Annotated in this window: 16 protein-coding genes; 4 read left to right on the plus strand and 12 right to left on the minus strand. The window is 67.4% G+C overall.

Going from position 1 to position 14308, the window contains the following annotated elements; genetic code table 11:
- Positions 1-159: 159 nt before the first annotated feature.
- The 4 genes from ACFRAU_RS24830 to ACFRAU_RS24845 are packed head-to-tail and all read right to left on the minus strand — an operon-like array spanning position 160 to position 3739.
- Positions 160-555: a universal stress protein gene (locus tag ACFRAU_RS24830; RefSeq protein ID WP_377994766.1), complete on the minus strand. Its 396-nt coding sequence runs from the start codon at positions 553-555 to the stop codon at positions 160-162.
- Positions 552-2228 (minus strand): tripartite tricarboxylate transporter permease, encoded by a 1677-nt coding sequence (locus ACFRAU_RS24835; RefSeq protein ID WP_378001851.1) that lies wholly within the window; start codon positions 2226-2228, stop codon positions 552-554. The genes ACFRAU_RS24830 and ACFRAU_RS24835 overlap by 4 nt, the downstream gene beginning before the upstream one ends.
- Complete coding sequence (locus tag ACFRAU_RS24840; protein WP_378001852.1) at positions 2229-2732, minus strand: tripartite tricarboxylate transporter TctB family protein; 504 nt, start codon at positions 2730-2732, stop codon at positions 2229-2231. It abuts the gene before it with no gap.
- A complete protein-coding gene (locus ACFRAU_RS24845) occupies positions 2729-3739 on the minus strand; it encodes a Bug family tripartite tricarboxylate transporter substrate binding protein (protein WP_377994769.1) in 1011 nt (336 codons plus the stop codon). The genes ACFRAU_RS24840 and ACFRAU_RS24845 overlap by 4 nt, the downstream gene beginning before the upstream one ends.
- Before the next feature lie 249 nt (positions 3740-3988).
- Here ACFRAU_RS24845 and ACFRAU_RS24850 point away from each other — a divergent pair, with 249 nt between their 5' ends.
- Both ACFRAU_RS24850 and ACFRAU_RS24855 read left to right on the plus strand, forming a co-directional pair.
- Complete coding sequence (locus tag ACFRAU_RS24850; RefSeq protein ID WP_378001869.1) at positions 3989-5563, plus strand: ATP-binding protein; 1575 nt, start codon at positions 3989-3991, stop codon at positions 5561-5563.
- A 12-nt stretch (positions 5564-5575) separates the two neighbouring features.
- Positions 5576-6244, plus strand: a complete 669-nt coding sequence (locus ACFRAU_RS24855; protein ID WP_378001853.1) for a response regulator — start codon at positions 5576-5578, stop codon at positions 6242-6244.
- A 42-nt stretch (positions 6245-6286) separates the two neighbouring features.
- On the opposite strand, the gene ACFRAU_RS24860 is transcribed toward ACFRAU_RS24855, so the two are convergent.
- Positions 6287-6868 (minus strand): adenylate kinase, encoded by a 582-nt coding sequence (locus ACFRAU_RS24860; RefSeq protein WP_378001854.1) that lies wholly within the window; start codon positions 6866-6868, stop codon positions 6287-6289.
- Between the two features lie 212 nt (positions 6869-7080).
- On the opposite strand from ACFRAU_RS24860, the gene ACFRAU_RS24865 reads away from it, so the two are divergent.
- Positions 7081-7635, plus strand: a complete 555-nt coding sequence (locus ACFRAU_RS24865; RefSeq protein ID WP_378001855.1) for a cysteine hydrolase family protein — start codon at positions 7081-7083, stop codon at positions 7633-7635.
- A gap of 7 nt (positions 7636-7642) precedes the next feature.
- On the opposite strand, the gene ACFRAU_RS24870 is transcribed toward ACFRAU_RS24865, so the two are convergent.
- The 3 genes from ACFRAU_RS24870 to ACFRAU_RS24880 all read right to left on the minus strand — a co-directional run bounded on the left by ACFRAU_RS24870 (position 7643) and on the right by ACFRAU_RS24880 (position 10338).
- The gene (locus ACFRAU_RS24870; RefSeq protein ID WP_378001856.1) at positions 7643-8920 is read right to left on the minus strand and encodes an RNA polymerase sigma factor; all 1278 of its coding nucleotides are present in this window, start codon (positions 8918-8920) and stop codon (positions 7643-7645) included.
- A 30-nt stretch (positions 8921-8950) separates the two neighbouring features.
- On the minus strand, positions 8951-9379 hold the full coding sequence (locus tag ACFRAU_RS24875) for a YciI family protein (protein WP_378001857.1): 429 nt from the start codon (positions 9377-9379) through the stop codon (positions 8951-8953).
- 107 nt (positions 9380-9486) lie between these two features.
- Positions 9487-10338, minus strand: a complete 852-nt coding sequence (locus ACFRAU_RS24880; RefSeq protein ID WP_378001858.1) for a Rieske 2Fe-2S domain-containing protein — start codon at positions 10336-10338, stop codon at positions 9487-9489.
- A gap of 110 nt (positions 10339-10448) precedes the next feature.
- Between ACFRAU_RS24880 and ACFRAU_RS24885 the strand changes: the two genes are divergently transcribed.
- Positions 10449-11681: a benzoate/H(+) symporter BenE family transporter gene (locus ACFRAU_RS24885; protein WP_378001859.1), complete on the plus strand. Its 1233-nt coding sequence runs from the start codon at positions 10449-10451 to the stop codon at positions 11679-11681.
- Here ACFRAU_RS24885 and ACFRAU_RS24890 read toward each other — a convergent pair.
- From ACFRAU_RS24890 to ACFRAU_RS24905, 4 genes are all read right to left on the minus strand, one after another.
- Positions 11678-12532 carry a prephenate dehydratase gene (locus ACFRAU_RS24890; protein WP_377994776.1) on the minus strand — a complete coding sequence of 285 codons (855 nt, stop codon included), beginning with the start codon at positions 12530-12532 and terminating at the stop codon, positions 11678-11680. The genes ACFRAU_RS24885 and ACFRAU_RS24890 overlap by 4 nt on opposite strands.
- A 67-nt stretch (positions 12533-12599) precedes the next feature.
- Complete coding sequence (locus ACFRAU_RS24895) at positions 12600-12962, minus strand: cupin domain-containing protein (RefSeq protein ID WP_377994777.1); 363 nt, start codon at positions 12960-12962, stop codon at positions 12600-12602.
- 122 nt (positions 12963-13084) lie between these two features.
- Positions 13085-13309 carry a sigma factor-like helix-turn-helix DNA-binding protein gene (locus ACFRAU_RS24900; protein WP_378001860.1) on the minus strand — a complete coding sequence of 75 codons (225 nt, stop codon included), beginning with the start codon at positions 13307-13309 and terminating at the stop codon, positions 13085-13087.
- A gap of 72 nt (positions 13310-13381) precedes the next feature.
- Positions 13382-14125 (minus strand): FadR/GntR family transcriptional regulator, encoded by a 744-nt coding sequence (locus ACFRAU_RS24905; protein ID WP_377994779.1) that lies wholly within the window; start codon positions 14123-14125, stop codon positions 13382-13384.
- Positions 14126-14308: the final 183 nt, after the last annotated feature.

The raw sequence follows: 14308 nt of genomic DNA on the forward strand, positions 1-14308 counted from the left end.
CATTTGTGTTTTCACAAAAAAACCCCCGTCTTCAAAACCGGCGGGGGGGGGGGGCCCCAAAAGGCGCGGGGGGGGGGCCCCGGAACCCGACGGGACCGGACACCGGCCCGCGGCGTGGTTAGTGGTGGCGTGAGGGCGGAGCCGCTCAGTGGCGAAGGCTCAGCCGCCCGCTTTGACGGCCAGCACCGGGCACGATGCCTCCAGCAAAATCTGCTGGGCGGTGCTGCCCATGATCAGCTTCCCTACCGGGGTCCGTTTCCGGAGGCCGATCACGATGAGTTCGGCCCGGTACTTCTCCGCAGCGTCCAGCACCTCGTTGGCCGCGTCGTTGCCCCGGACCGGCTGAAGCACCAGGTGCTCTATCCCTTCGTGGTCCAGCCGTTCTGTCACCTCGTTGATGTCGGCCGCCTGGGCGTACCTCTTGTCCACGATGGCGTCTCCCCGGGAGGAATTGATGATGACCAGTCGCGTTTGGCTCTTGTGCGCCTCCGTGATGGCCCGGTCCAGGGCTGCGGTCCCCTCGGCCGTGGGGACGTAACCGACGATGATACTCACGGGTTCTCCTGTCCGTGGTTGGCGTGGTTGGCGTGGTTGGCGTGGTTGGCGTGGTTGGCGTGGTTGGCAGCCGCAGGGCGGACAGCGGCAGGTGCCTCCACAGCGGGTGAAAGATAGGAACCGGCTGAGGGTTCCTCAACCGACGGCTCCTCGGCAGGCCCACCGGCCATGGCCAGTCCGGCGGGGCGCGGCCGCAGGCGGCGCCAGAGCTTTGCCGCCAAGGGCCAGAGGAGGACCAGGGCCACGATGATGTAGACGACGACGGCGATCGGCTCGCTCCAGAGGCCGGACACGTCGCCCGCGCTCAGCTGCAGTGTCTGACGGAGCTGCTTTTCAAGACGCGGTCCGAGGATCACGCCAAGGATGAGCGGCAGGACGGGAAGCCCATAACGGCGCATCATGAAGCCGAGTGCGCCCAGGACCAGCAGGATCACCAGGTCGAACGCCTGCAGGTTCACCGAGTAGGCGCCCAGCGTGGCGAAGAAGAGGATGCCGGCATAGAGGTAGGGGCGGGGCAGGCGGAGCAGCTTTGCCCAGACGGGCGCCAGGGGCAGGTTGACCAGCAGCAGGAGGAAGTTGCCGATGAACAGGCTGGCGATCAGCGCCCACACCAGGGGGCCTTCGTTTGCGAACAGCAGCGGACCCGGCTGGATGCCGAACTGCACGAACGCGGCGAGCATGACTGCCGCCGTCGCGTTGGTCGGCAGGCCGAGGGCCAGCATGGGGGTCAGGGTACCGGCGGCGGCGGCGTTGTTGGCAGCCTCCGGTCCGGCAACGCCTTCGATGGCGCCCTTGCCGAACTCCTCGGGGTGCTTGGAGAGCCGCTTCTCGGTGACGTAGGAGAGGAACGTGGGGATCTCGGCGCCGCCCGCGGGCAGTGCGCCGAACGGGAAGCCGAAGGCAGTGCCGCGCAGCCACGGCTTCCAGGACCGCTTCCAGTCCTTCTTGCCCATCCATGGCGTGCCCACGGGGATGATCTGCAGCGGGGTGCGGCGCAGGTGTGCCGCGACCCAGAGGGCTTCACCAACCGCGAAGATCGCCACTGCGACCACCACGACGTCGAGGCCGTCAGCCAGCAGCGGCAGGCCGAAGGTGAGGCGGGCCTGGCCGGAAACGATGTCAAGGCCTACGAGGCCGACCGCCAGCCCCAGGCCCAGGGACGCGAATCCACGCAGTCGGGACGAACCAAGGACGGCGGTAACGGCCAGCAGGGCCAGGACCATGATGGCGAAGTAGCTCGGCGAGCCGAGGCTTACGGCGAACTTAACCACGATCGGCGCGAAGACCACCAGGAGGGTGGTGCCGATGGTGCCGGCGATGAACGAGCCGATGGCCGCCGTCGCCAGCGCCTGGGCTGCCCTGCCGGCCTTGGCCATCTTGTTGCCCTCGATCGCAGTGATCACCGAGGACGATTCGCCGGGGGTGTTGAGCAGAATTGAGGTCGTCGAGCCGCCGTACATGCCGCCGTAGTAGATGCCGGCGAACATGATGAAGGCACTCGTCGGCTCCAGGACGGACGTCACCGGAAGCAGCAGGGCCACGGTCATGGCCGGGCCAATGCCGGGCAGCACGCCGACGGCGGTGCCGAGGAGAACGCCGATCAGGGCATACAGGAGGTTCATGGGGGTCAGCGCGGTGGCGAACCCGGCCATGAGTGAGGACAGGATGTCCATCTAGAGAATCCCTTCAAGGAGCCCGGCAGGAAGGGCGATGCCCAGGCCGAGGTAGAAGCCGTAGAAGGTCAGGAGCGCCAGGGCCACGGAGATGAGTCCGTCACGGACATAGTGGCGGCTTCCGAGCGCCCAGACGCTGCCCCAGAAGAGCACCGTTCCGGAGATGACCCAGCCGGCCCAGTCGATCAGCAGGATGTTGGCGATGAACGCACCGGCCAGCGGTAGGACGGTCTTCCAGTCGGCGGGGTGGGTCAGGTCGACGTCCTCGCCGCCTTCGGCCTCGCCGCGGCCGCCGCGCAGGACATTCACTGCCAGCATTGCGGCGCAGACGAGCAGGAGCCCACCCACCACGATCGGCAGGGCCTTGGGTCCCACCGGGTCTGACTGGGAGTAGGGCACAACCAGGCGCAACGCGTCGGCGAGGACTATGGCGCCGGCCACCCCGAGCAGGGCTGCGACGCCCAGCTCGGAGCGGCCTTTAAGGCGGGAGGCCAATGAGGTCACGCCAGGCCGAGCTTCGTCAGGACATCGGCAACGCGCTTGTCCTGGTCGGTGAGGAACGACTTGAATTCATCGCCGGTGATGAAGGCATCGGTCCAGCCGCGCGTCTTCAGCGTTTCCTTCCAGGCGGCCGACTCATGCATTTTCTCCAGGGTGGCGATCAGGGCGTCGCGGTCGGCGTCGCTGACGCCGGGAGGGGCCACGATGCCGCGCCAGTTGGTGAAGACCAAATCGATGTTGGATTCCTTGAGCGTGGGGGCGTCCACACCCTCAAGTCGCTTTTCACCGCTGGTCGCCAGCACGCGGATGTCGCCGGACTTGATCTGCTGGATGTATTCGCCTGCGCCGGAAGCCGCGAAGCCCAGCTTGTTGCCGATGATGGCCGGGAGCAGGTCGCCGCCGCCGTCGTAGGAAACGAAGTTGACCTTCTTGGCGTCGATGCCCACTGCACCTGCGAGCTGCATGGGCAGGAGGTGGTCAGGGCCGCCCGCCGATGAGCCGCCGCCGACGCTGACCTTGGACGGGTCCTTCTTCCAAGCGGTAACAAGGTCGTCGATGGTCTTGTAGGGGGAGTCCTTGGAGACCATGATGGCGCCGGGCTCTTCGATGAGGCGGGCCAGCGGGGTGGTCTGGGTCAGCTTTGACTCGGACTTGTTGGTGTAGCTGGCGCCAACGACGCCAAGGCCCATGAGCATGGCCAGGTCGCCGTTGCCTTTTTCGTTGACGATGCGGGCCAGGCCCACGGTGCCGCCGGCGCCGGCGAGGTTGAAGACCTCGGGGTTAGTGGCCAGCTTCTCGTCCTCGAGAACCTTTGCCGCGGCACGGGCGGTGGTGTCGTAGCCGCCGCCGGGGGTATTCGGCACCATGATCCGCAGCCCGGCAAGGGGTGCGGTACTGGCTCCGCTCGTGGAGGGGCCGGCCGCAGTCTTGCCGGTAGCTCCGCAGCCGGACGCCATCAGGGCAATGCCTGCGGCTACTGCGGCCACGCGCAGTGCGCTCATTCCGCGCATGTTTTTCCTCTTCTCGTTTTTGATCCGTTTGATCGGGGTGATTCCGATGCTAGGGCCCAACGTGACCGGGCTCACTCTTGTGTAAGCAGAGAAAGTTAAGTTCATTTCGTTCACGTTTCCGGAGTCCCACTGGGCGCCCTGACGGGGAAATTGCCGGGTAGCGTGTCAGGTATAGTTCAGCGCACCCCCGGACCTACTGGAAGACCGGACCCACAGGAAGAACAGCAGCACATGACTCGACGGCGAGGAATGTCCCTTGCGGGACAGTATCTTCGGCTGCAGCTCCTGATCGTGCTGGCCGTGCTGGTGGCCGTGGTGGCGATCTCGCTGGCCCAGTCGGCGGCAGCCTTTGAACGCGTCGAAGGTCGCCGGGCCCTTTCTGCCGCGGAGACGCTCGCGGCGACCCCTGCCGTCCGGAGCCTGCTGCCGGATGCCCAGCCCCAGGGCAACTCCGTGCTGCCTTCGGTGTCCGAGGCGGTCCGGACGATTTCGGGGTCCTCCCAGGTGGCGCTGGCCCGGGCCGACCGGACGGTGGTGACGTCGTCGGACCCGTCCCAGGAGGGCAGCCAGCTGGAACTGGGCGACAGCGCGGTAATGTCCGGGCGGGCGTGGACCGGCGTGGTCGGAACCGGAGCCGGGGAAGCCGTCGCCGCGCACGTGCCGGTGCTGGATGACGCCGGGAAAATGGTGGGAATTGCCGTTGTGGGCAGGAACTACCCGTCGGTGCTGGAGCGGCTGGGTGACGCGGTCCCGAACCTGCTGACTTATCTGGGCGTGGCAAGCGTACTGGGCGTGGCCGGCTCGCTCCTGCTGGCCCGCCGCGTCAAACGCCAGACGCTGGGCATGGAGCCGGACGAGATCACCGGCCTCGTGGAGAACCGGGAGGCGATGCTGCACGGACTCAAGGAAGGCGTGGTGGCGCTGGATCCCCAGCAGCGGATCACGGTGGTCAACGACAGTGCGCGGAGCCTGCTGGGTCTCCCGCACGACTGCGTGGGCAAGGACCTCGGGAGCCTTGCGGTGCAGCCGGTGCTGCGCGAGGTCCTCACCGAAGACCAGCCCGGCCCGGACCGGCTGGTCCTGGTGGGGGAGAAGCTGCTGGTGCTGAACCGGATGCCGATGCGCTCGCACGGACGGGTGATCGGCTCAGTCACCACCCTGCGCGACCGGACGGAGCTGGCCTCCCTGGAACGCGAGCTGGGTACAACGCGGACGGCCACTGACACCCTCCGGGCGCAGGCCCACGAGTTCGCCAACCAGCTTCACACGATCTCCGGACTGATCCAGATTGGCGAGTATGACGCCGTCGTCCAGTTCGTCAACGGCACGACGTCGAACCGGACCCGGCTGAACGACGACGTGACCAGCAGGATCGAGGACCCTGCCCTCGCCGCGCTCCTCATTGCCAAGTCCAGCCTCGCCGCCGAACGCGGGGTGTCCCTGCAGCTCGCGGGGGACTCGCGGCTGGGCAAGGTTGACGAGGAACTCTCCCGTGACCTGACCACCGTGGTGGGCAACCTGGTGGATAACGCTCTTGATGCCGTCACCAACACCTCCGAGGCGGAGGTTGAGGTACTGATCGGAGAGAACGACGGCGGCGTGCGGGTTGACGTGCGGGACTCGGGACCGGGGGTCCCGGTAGAGGTCATGGACGACATTTTCCGGCAGGGGTTCAGTACCAAGAATTCGCCCGACGGCGGCCGCGGCTACGGCCTGGCGCTCGCCAGGGTGGTCTGCCAGCGCCGCGGCGGACGGCTCATCGTTCGGAACGACCACGGTGCGGTATTCACGGCACTGCTGATGCGCAAAACTGCTGATGCTTAAAGAGGGGCAGCCTTGATCAACGTACTTATCGTCGACGACGACTTCATGGTGGCCAAAGTCCACGCGGGCTTTATCCAGCGCACGCCGGGATTCGCCGTCGTCGGGGTGGCGCACACAGGAGCGCAGGCGGTACTGGAGACGGCCCGGCTGCAGCCGGACCTGGTGCTGCTGGACATCCACCTGCCCGACGTCAACGGCCTGGACCTGATGCACCAGCTGCGGGACGTGGCGCCTGAGCTGGACGTGCTGGTGATCAGTGCCGCGCGCGAGGTGGAGACCGTGCGGAAGGCGCTCCGCGGCGGGATCGTGCACTACCTCATCAAGCCGTTTTCCCAGACCGACCTGCAGGAACGGCTGGAGCACTACCGCAACACCTACCAAAGCCTCGACTCGTCCAAGGACGTGGCTGAGCAGTCGGACGTCAACCGCGTCTTTGGGCTGGAACGCGCGGACCGGCCGCTGCCGAAAGGCTGCAGCGCCGAGACGCTCCAGCTGGTGGAGAAGGCGCTGCGCGCCGGCGGCGCCGACGTGTCGGCAGCGGAACTGGCCGAGCAGGTGGGGACGTCGCGTGTCAGCGCGCGGCGCTATCTCGAGTACCTCAACGACGCGGGGCTGGTGGACGTGACACTCAAGTACGGCGTCGGACGTCCCGAGCGGCGATATGTGTGGAAGGCGCGGTGAGCAGCCGGCTGTTGATGGCCCGGCTGCCCCCAGACGAGGTTTTTAGGACTGAGCTCTGACGGATTCAATGCCCTGCAGCGCGCTGATGGTGACGGCGTCAATGTCCGCCGTGCCATCAACGCTTACCAGCAAGGCGCGCCGGCCGTACCGTTCGATGACGGGCTCCGTTTCCTGCCGGTACAGCTCCAACCGGTGGCGAATGACGTCCTCGGTATCATCGCTCCGTCCCTCAGCCTCGGATCGGAGCAGCAGGCGCCGGACGATCTCGTCGTCGTGTGCGGTAATTTCCACCACGGCATCGAGCCTGGTCCCGGCCGCGTCCAGGATGCTGTCGAGGTCGTCCATCTGGCTCACGGTGCGCGGGTAGCCGTCCAGCAGGAAGCCGTTCCTCGCGTCCCGTTCCTGCAGCCGCTCCCGCAGCATTGCCGTGGTGAGATTGTCCGGGACGAGGTTGCCGGCGTCGAGGAATTCCTTGATTTCCCGGCCCAGGGCCGAGCCGTTGGCCAGGTGGCTGCGGAACATGTCGCCGGTGGAGATCTCCGGAATGTGCAGCTGTCCGCTGAGCCGGTGCGCCTGGGTGCCTTTGCCTGAGCCGGGCGGGCCGATGAGCAGGATGCGGGTCATGCTTTTGGTCCGATCTGCCGAGAAAGCACGCTAGTGCCCATTCTTCCGCCCGCCCCCTCCGCCTGCAATGGGTGGGTGCCCATGTGCCGCGGTGTTCCCAGCTTCCGGGTGTTCCCAACGGCGGTGGCGGCTCCTAGGCTGGGACCCAGCAACCCGCCGGGCACGAAGCCGCCCGGCACTAAGGAGCTCATTATGACCACGCTGAGACCACTATGACCACGCTGCGGGACCGGCCCAACACCGCCCTGATGGTGCTTGATATGCAGAAGGGGGTGGTGGCCGAAGCGCACCAGCGGGACGCCGTCGTGTCCAACATCGCCGCCCTGGTGGACCGGGCCCGCGAGGCCGGGGTTCCGGTCGTCTGGGTCCAGCATTCCGATGACCGGCTGGAGAAGGGGAGCGAGGCCTGGGAGTACGTGCCCGAGCTGGGCCGCCGCGAGCAGGAACCGGTGGTCCACAAGTCATTCAGCGACGCCTTCGACGGCACCGACCTGGAGCAGGTGCTGGCCGCCGCTGCGGTGGGCCGGCTGATGGTCGCCGGAGCCCAGACGGACGAATGCATCAGGTCCACCATCCACGGGGCGTTCGTCCGCGGCTACGACGTGACGCTGGTCAGCGACGCCCACACCACGGAGGACCTGAGCGAATGGGGTGCACCTCCGCCGGACCAGGTCATAGCCCACACGAACCTCTACTGGAAATATCACGCAGGGCCCGGCCGGACGGCTGCCGTGGCAGAAACAAAGGACGTCACGTTCAGCGGCTAAATGCCGGCTAACCGGAAATGCCGGCGGCGCGCTCCTCCAGAAGCTCCCGCGTGCGCTGGTTCCTGGCCAGCCTGGCCGCCGTCGTGAACTCCGAGCGGGCCTCCCCGGATCGTCCCAGCCGGACCAGCAGTTCACCGCGGACGCTGGGCAGCAGGTGCGTTCCGCGCAGCGCGCCGGCGGCGGCGAGCCCGTCCACGATGGCCAGCGCGGCCGCCGGTCCGGTGGCCATGGATACCGCCACGGCCCTGTTCAGTTCCACCACGGGGCTGGGCGCGATCCTGCCCAGCGCCTCATAGAGCAGCACGATGCGCTGCCAGTCGGTGTCGTCGACACTTGGCGCCAGCGAGTGGCATTCGGCAATGGCGGCCTGCAGCGCATAGTTGCCGCGGCCCCGTCCCAGTGCGTCGCAGCGGCGCAGGGCGGCACGGCCCCGGCCGATCTGCGCCCGGTCCCACCGGGTCCGGTCCTGGTCCGCCAGCAGGACCGGAGACCCGTCGGGAGTGGTGCGGGCCGGGAACCGGGAGGCCTGGAACTCCATCAGGGCCACCAGCCCGTGGGCCTCGGGTTCGCGGGGGACCAGCCCGGCCAGGATGCGCCCCACCCGCAGCGCCTCGTGGGCCAGGTCGGGCCGAATCCAGGCATCTCCCGTGGTGGCGGCGTACCCTTCCGTGAACATCAGATAGACGACGCCGAGGACCGCTCCCAGCCGGGCTCCCCACTCGTTGGGCTCGGGAACCTCGAAAGGCACCCGGGCCGCCGCCAGCGTTTTCTTGGCCCGCACGATCCGCTGCTGCACGGTGGCGACCGGAACCAGGAACAGCCGCGCGATCTCCTCGGTGGTGAGGCCGCCCACCACCCGCAGCGTCAGCGCCATCTGGGCCTCCCGGGAGAGGACCGAGTGGCAGGCCGTGAATACGAGCCGGAGCACGTCGTCCTCCAGCGGAACCCAGGCTACGCCGTCGTCGTCCTCCAGGTCCCGGGCCATGGCCCGGTACTGCTCCTCAAGCCGCGCGGACCGGCGCCACGCATCGATGGCCTTACGCTTGGCGACGGCGGTGAGCCAGGCAGCAGGATTGTACGGTGTCCCGGATTCCGGCCACTGGACCAAAGCCTCCGCCAGGGCTTCCTGGGCCAGGTCCTCGGCGAAGCCAACATCCCGGGTGGCACGGGCGAGGGCCGCGACAATGCGTGCGCCCTCGATGCGCCACAGGGCATCAACACGACGCCGGACCGCGGCCGCCGCGTCTTGCCTCCCAGCCTCCTGGCTCACTGCCCCTTCACTCACTGCAGGCTCCGTCAGTTGTCAGTAGCCGGCTCAGGGCTGGTTCAGCTCCTGGCGCCACACTGCTTCCTTCTGGACATACTCGTTGTCCGCGAAGTCGGCGAAGTCGTCGGCCTCAGCTATCCGGCGGACCTCAAGCTTCGATCCCGGGCCCAGCGGGCAGCGGCTGGCCCACTCCTTCGCCTCTTCCTTGGAAGCCACCTGGACAATCCAAAAGCCGTTGAACAGCTCGTGTGTTTCGCCGTAAGGGCCGTCCGTCACCACGGGCGGTTCGTCGGCGAAATCGACCACGAAGGCCGAGCCCTCCGACAGATCAGTCAGGCCCTCACCGGCGAGCATGACGCCGGCCTTGATGAGCTGTTCGTTGTAGGCGCCCATCTGGTTGAGGATCTCCTCGAACGGAACCTGCTTCGACGCTTCGATGGCTTCGTCCGTGGCGCGCATGATGAACATGTACTTCATGGTTCTCTCCTTGCCTTGACGTGGACGCCGTGTGCGTCCGTCTACTATCCCGTCGAACGGGCCATGCGGAAATCGACAGGAGGCCTGAAGATTTTTTTGCGGCGGGCTTACCGGCGCCGGCGGACCTCTACCTGGCCGTCGTTCACCCTGGCTTCGTAGCTTGGCTGGGGAGTGGTTGCCGGCCCGCGGACGATGTGGCCGTCCCCGAGCCGGAACGTGCTGCCGTGCCAGGGGCAGGTGACGCAGCCGTCCGCGATTGTTCCCTTCTCGAGCGGACCTCCCATGTGGCTGCACACGCTGTCCAGAGCCAGGATCCCGGAGCCGGAGCGGTACAGCAGCACGGAGACCTTGCCCGCGTCCACCTTCCGGTGCTCCCCGTCCGCCAATTCGGACTCCGCCAGAACGGGCGTCCAGTCCCTGGGGCCTGTCCTGCCTGCCGTCTTGTTGACGTTGACCGTGTTGCCGAAGACAAGGTGGCCGCCGAGGAAGCCGCCAAACATCAGGACCCCGAAGCCGGCCAGCCCCAGTGTTTTTCCGACGGCCCGGCTGCCGGTGGCCCTGGCCACGGCCGAGGACGAGAACAGGCAAAGTGCCGTTCCGTTGGCCACGGCGTGGACCAGACCCACCCGGCGCGACTTTCCCTGAGTGTCGGACCAGTCGTTGAGGCCGGCCGCTGCGGTTGGAACGGCCGTCGCTATCCCGACGGCGACCAGGATGTCCGCGGCCGGCTCAGCGGCGGGCCCGCCCACGGCGTCCAGTACGGTGGCCATGGTCCAGGCGCCGATGGGGAAATCGGTCAGGACGGGATGCAGCGGGTGGCCCAGGGATGTGCCGCTGAGGGTGTTGCGGACAGGCCGCGGCTGCACGGCTTTTCCAACGGCCGTGGAGAGGGCGGACGCCACCCCGTCCAGCCGGTCGAAGTGTTCAATGGCGTCAACTAGCGCATGCAACGGATTCACTGTGGACTCCTTCGGCCTGGCAGTCAGGACAGGTGGTCCACCAAAGTCTGCATTGCCGCGGACCCGATGACAAGGTGCCGGCAGGGCAGTCTCCGGTAACGTACTCTCACGTGCCGCTGTCATCCCCCCGAATATCCCGCGACCCCGCTGCCCCGGTCTCCGAGGGGCTGGTCAGGCCGGTCATGGCTGGAATCGTGACGGCGCTTGTTGGCTTCACTTCGACCTTCGCCGTGGTTCTTTCCGGACTCCGCGCAGTAGGGGCGAACCCGCAGCAGGCATCGAGCGGTCTCCTGGCCCTCTGCCTGGCGGTGGGCATCGGCGTCGTGATCCTTGCCCGGCAGAGCCGGCTTCCGGTGACCCTCGCCTGGTCAACACCGGGTGCGGCCCTGCTGGCCGTCGCCGGAGTGCCCGACGGCGGGTGGCCGGCCGCCGTCGGCGCCTTCCTGGTGACCGGGGTTCTCATCGCTGTGACGGGGCTGGTCCGGCCCCTGGGCAGACTCATCAGCAGCATCCCGACACCTCTGGCCCAAGCCATGCTGGCGGGAGTTCTGCTGCCGTTGTGCCTTGCACCGGTGAAGGCGCTGCAGACCGCTCCGCTGCTGGTGGTTCCGGTCCTGCTCTGCTGGCTGGTGCTGTTCCGGTTCGCGCCCCGTTGGTCTGTGCCCGGCGCGCTGGCCATGGCACTCGCCGGCATCGTTGTCCAGCTGGTGGTCGAAGGACGGGCAGTGCCGGCGGACGGCCTGCTGCCGGCGATGCAGTGGACAACTCCTGCCTGGTCGCTGGGAGCAGTGGCGGGGATCGCCCTGCCGCTGTACATCGTTACCATGGCATCCCAGAACGTTCCCGGAGTGGCGGTGCTGGGGTCCTTCGGTTACCGGACGCCGTGGCGGTCCTCCATGCTGGTCACCGGTGCCGGCACGCTGCTGGCGGCGCCGTTCGGCGGCCACGCCATCAACCTTGCCGCGCTCAGTGCCGCACTGGCTGCCGGGGAGGAAGCAGGCGCGGACCGCGGCCGGCGCTGGGTGGCCGGCTTCGTGTCAGGGCTGGCTTACCTGCTTCTGGGCGCCTTCTCCGCGGGGCTCGCCGCCGTGGTGGCCGCGGCCCCGCCGGGGGTGCTGGAAGCCGTCGCCGGGCTCGCCCTGCTGGGCACACTCGCCGGGTCTGCCGCGTCGGCGCTGGCAGAGCCGGGCGAACGGACGGGAGCCGTGGTGACCTTCCTCGTGGCCGCATCGGGGCTGAGCTTCATGGGCATCGGAGCGGCATTCTGGGCCCTGCTGGCAGGGCTCCTGGTCCGGGAGGTCCTGAAGGTCCGGAACAGGCCGCCGGGCAAAACTGCGGGTTAGCCCGCCGCCCGCTGTGTCCTGTGTTCGGCGCCCGGGTAGACGCCAAGAATCCACACCTCGGTAGTGAAGAAGTCGAGTTCCTCCAGGGCAAGCTTCAGCGACAGGTCCTCGGGGTGCCCCTCTACATCGACCATGAACATGGTCGCGGCAAACTCGTTGCCCACCATGTAGCTTTCCAGCCGGGTCATGTTCACGCCGTTCGTGGCGAAGCCGCCCAGGGCCTTGTAGAGCGCGGAGGGGACGTTCCGCACACGGAACACGAAACTGGTGACTGCCGGTCCGGGCAGGGCTTCCCGGGCCGGAAGTTCCGTCTCCCGGGCCAGGACCACAAAGCGGGTGGTGTTGGAGGGGTCGTCCTCGACCGCTGATGCCAGGACCTCAAGGCCATAGAGCTCGGCGGCCAGCGGCGGCGCGAGGGACAGCTTGGTGGGATCGTTCCACTCGCGCACCTCGCGGGCCGAGCCTGCGGTATCGCCGGCGATCACGGGTTTGAGTCCGGCCTCGCGGATCAGCTTCCGGCACTGGCCCAGGGCGTGAATGTGGCTGTGGACCTCGGTGGCCCCCTCGATGGTGCTGCCGGGGATGCCAAGCAGGTCGAAGTGGATGGGCAGGAAGAACTCGCCCACGATCTGCAGGCCCGAGTGCGGCAGCAGCAGGTGGATGTCCGCCACCCGGCCCGCAATGGAGTTTTCGATCGGGATCATGGCCAGATCCGTCTCGCCGCTGGACACCAGCTCGAAGGCGTCCTCGAAGCTGGCGCACGGAACACTCTCCAGCTGGGGGAACATCTGCTTGCAGGCAATATCTGAGTTGGCGCCGGGCTCACCCTGGAACGCAATTTTCTGGGCCATGTTCCGTATGATGTCACGCCCGGCGCCGCCTAACCGAAACGGTGCCGCCGAAGCGAAACGGTGCTGTTCACCTCTTCGCGTAGTCAGCAAACCCCTGCCAGTCGATCACTACACAGGCTTCATCGCCAACCGTCCAGGCATCATGTCCGGGCGGGATGATGCCGAAATCGCCGGGGCCGTACTCAATCTCCTCGCCGTCATCCATGACCACCTTCATCCGGCCGGAGATGAAGTAGCCCATGTGGGCAGCCTGGCAACTGTCCGTTTTCGCGATCGGTTTCACGTGCTCAGACCACCGCCAGCCCGCCTCGAACGTGGCCCGGCCGACGGCGCCGCCTTCCACGTTCACAAGTTGGAGCTGGCCCTTGCCGTCCTCAAACGGCCGGGTCTCCTCGGGGGAGTCGAAATTCTTGCGGATTGGACCTGGCATCTTAACCTCCTGTTGTGGGTATTCTGCTTCGGGAATGAAGGCCTTGGAACGCAGATGCTGCGCCCTGCTATGCCACGTTGTAGGCCCGCTGGACCGGCATGTCAAGGGACCGAATGCCTGTGCTACGGTGCCTGCGCGCCCTGGTCAAGCAGGCGGCGGAGGGTCCTTAGGGCGGCGAGTGCCCGGTGGCTGACCAGCGCGGGGGAAATGTCGAACTGCGTTGCCACCTCGGCAACCGTGAGCCGGCCGTAATGCAGGGCCAGCAGGACGTCACGCTGCTCCATGTCGAGCATCATCAGGGCCTCGCTGACGCGGGAGCCCGCCGGCTCGCTCTCGGCATTGACCATGGACACAGGCTTCCGCGGCGTCCTTCGAGATTCCTGACGGCGGGCACCCCCAAACGGGGCGGCCCGTCCCCCTTACTGGGCGGCGTCGAACCCTGCGAGCAGGCGCCGCGTGGCAGTCTGCATGTGGGAACGCATGGTTGCCGTGACGGCGGCGGGATCATGGGCTTCCAGCGCGGTGAAGATTTCGCGGTGTTCCTTCAGCGCGGCGGCGGCATGGCCTTCGTCGGTCAGGGCCCGGTCCACCCAGATGCGAAGCAGCGAGCGGATGCTTTGCAGCAGCTCGCGGAGAACCTGGTTGCCCGAGCTGACAGCGATCTCGCGGTGGAATGCGGCGTCCGCCTCGACGAACGCGGCCAGGTCCTCGAGGTTGTCTTCCATGGTCTGCAGGTTGTCGCGCATGCGGCCCAGCGCAGCATCGTCGATGCGTTCAGCGGCCAGCTGCGCGGCCTGCACCTCGAGCCCGCTTCTGAGCTCCACCAGCTCGCGGGTGCGCGGGGCGCCCAGCATCAGGCCCCAGCTCAGGGTCCGGGGGAGCAGTTCCGAGACGCCGTCCCGCAGATAGGTGCCGGAGCCCGGCCGCACGATCACGATGCCCAGGATCTCCAGGGCCGCCAAAGCTTCGCGGACAGCCGACCGGCCCACGCCGAGGGATGCCGCGAGGGTGCGTTCGGCCGGAAGCCTGGTGCCGGCCGCTATGTCTCCGCTGGTGAAGTAGGCCAGCAGGCGCTCGGCAACCTCGGACACCACCGATCCCTGTTCCATGGGGCCAAGGGCGGCGCTGATCTTGGCCGTAGCGGCTGCGGAGTTTTCGGACATCTTCAAAGGGTAGCAACCGGCTGACCAATTTTCGGGCCGCAGCGAGGAAGGAAGAGAAATTCGTCAACCGGTTGACCAATTTGCCCTTTCGGTCGTATGGTTGATCTCACAACGCGTAGCCAATGCCGGTCTCCTTCCGGCGGACGGCATTGAGACACCCCCAAGCATCCAGAGCAGGACGCG

The sequence above is a fragment of the Arthrobacter sp. NPDC056691 genome, assembly GCF_042791415.1.
Classification (GTDB): Bacteria; Actinomycetota; Actinomycetes; order Actinomycetales; family Micrococcaceae; genus Arthrobacter.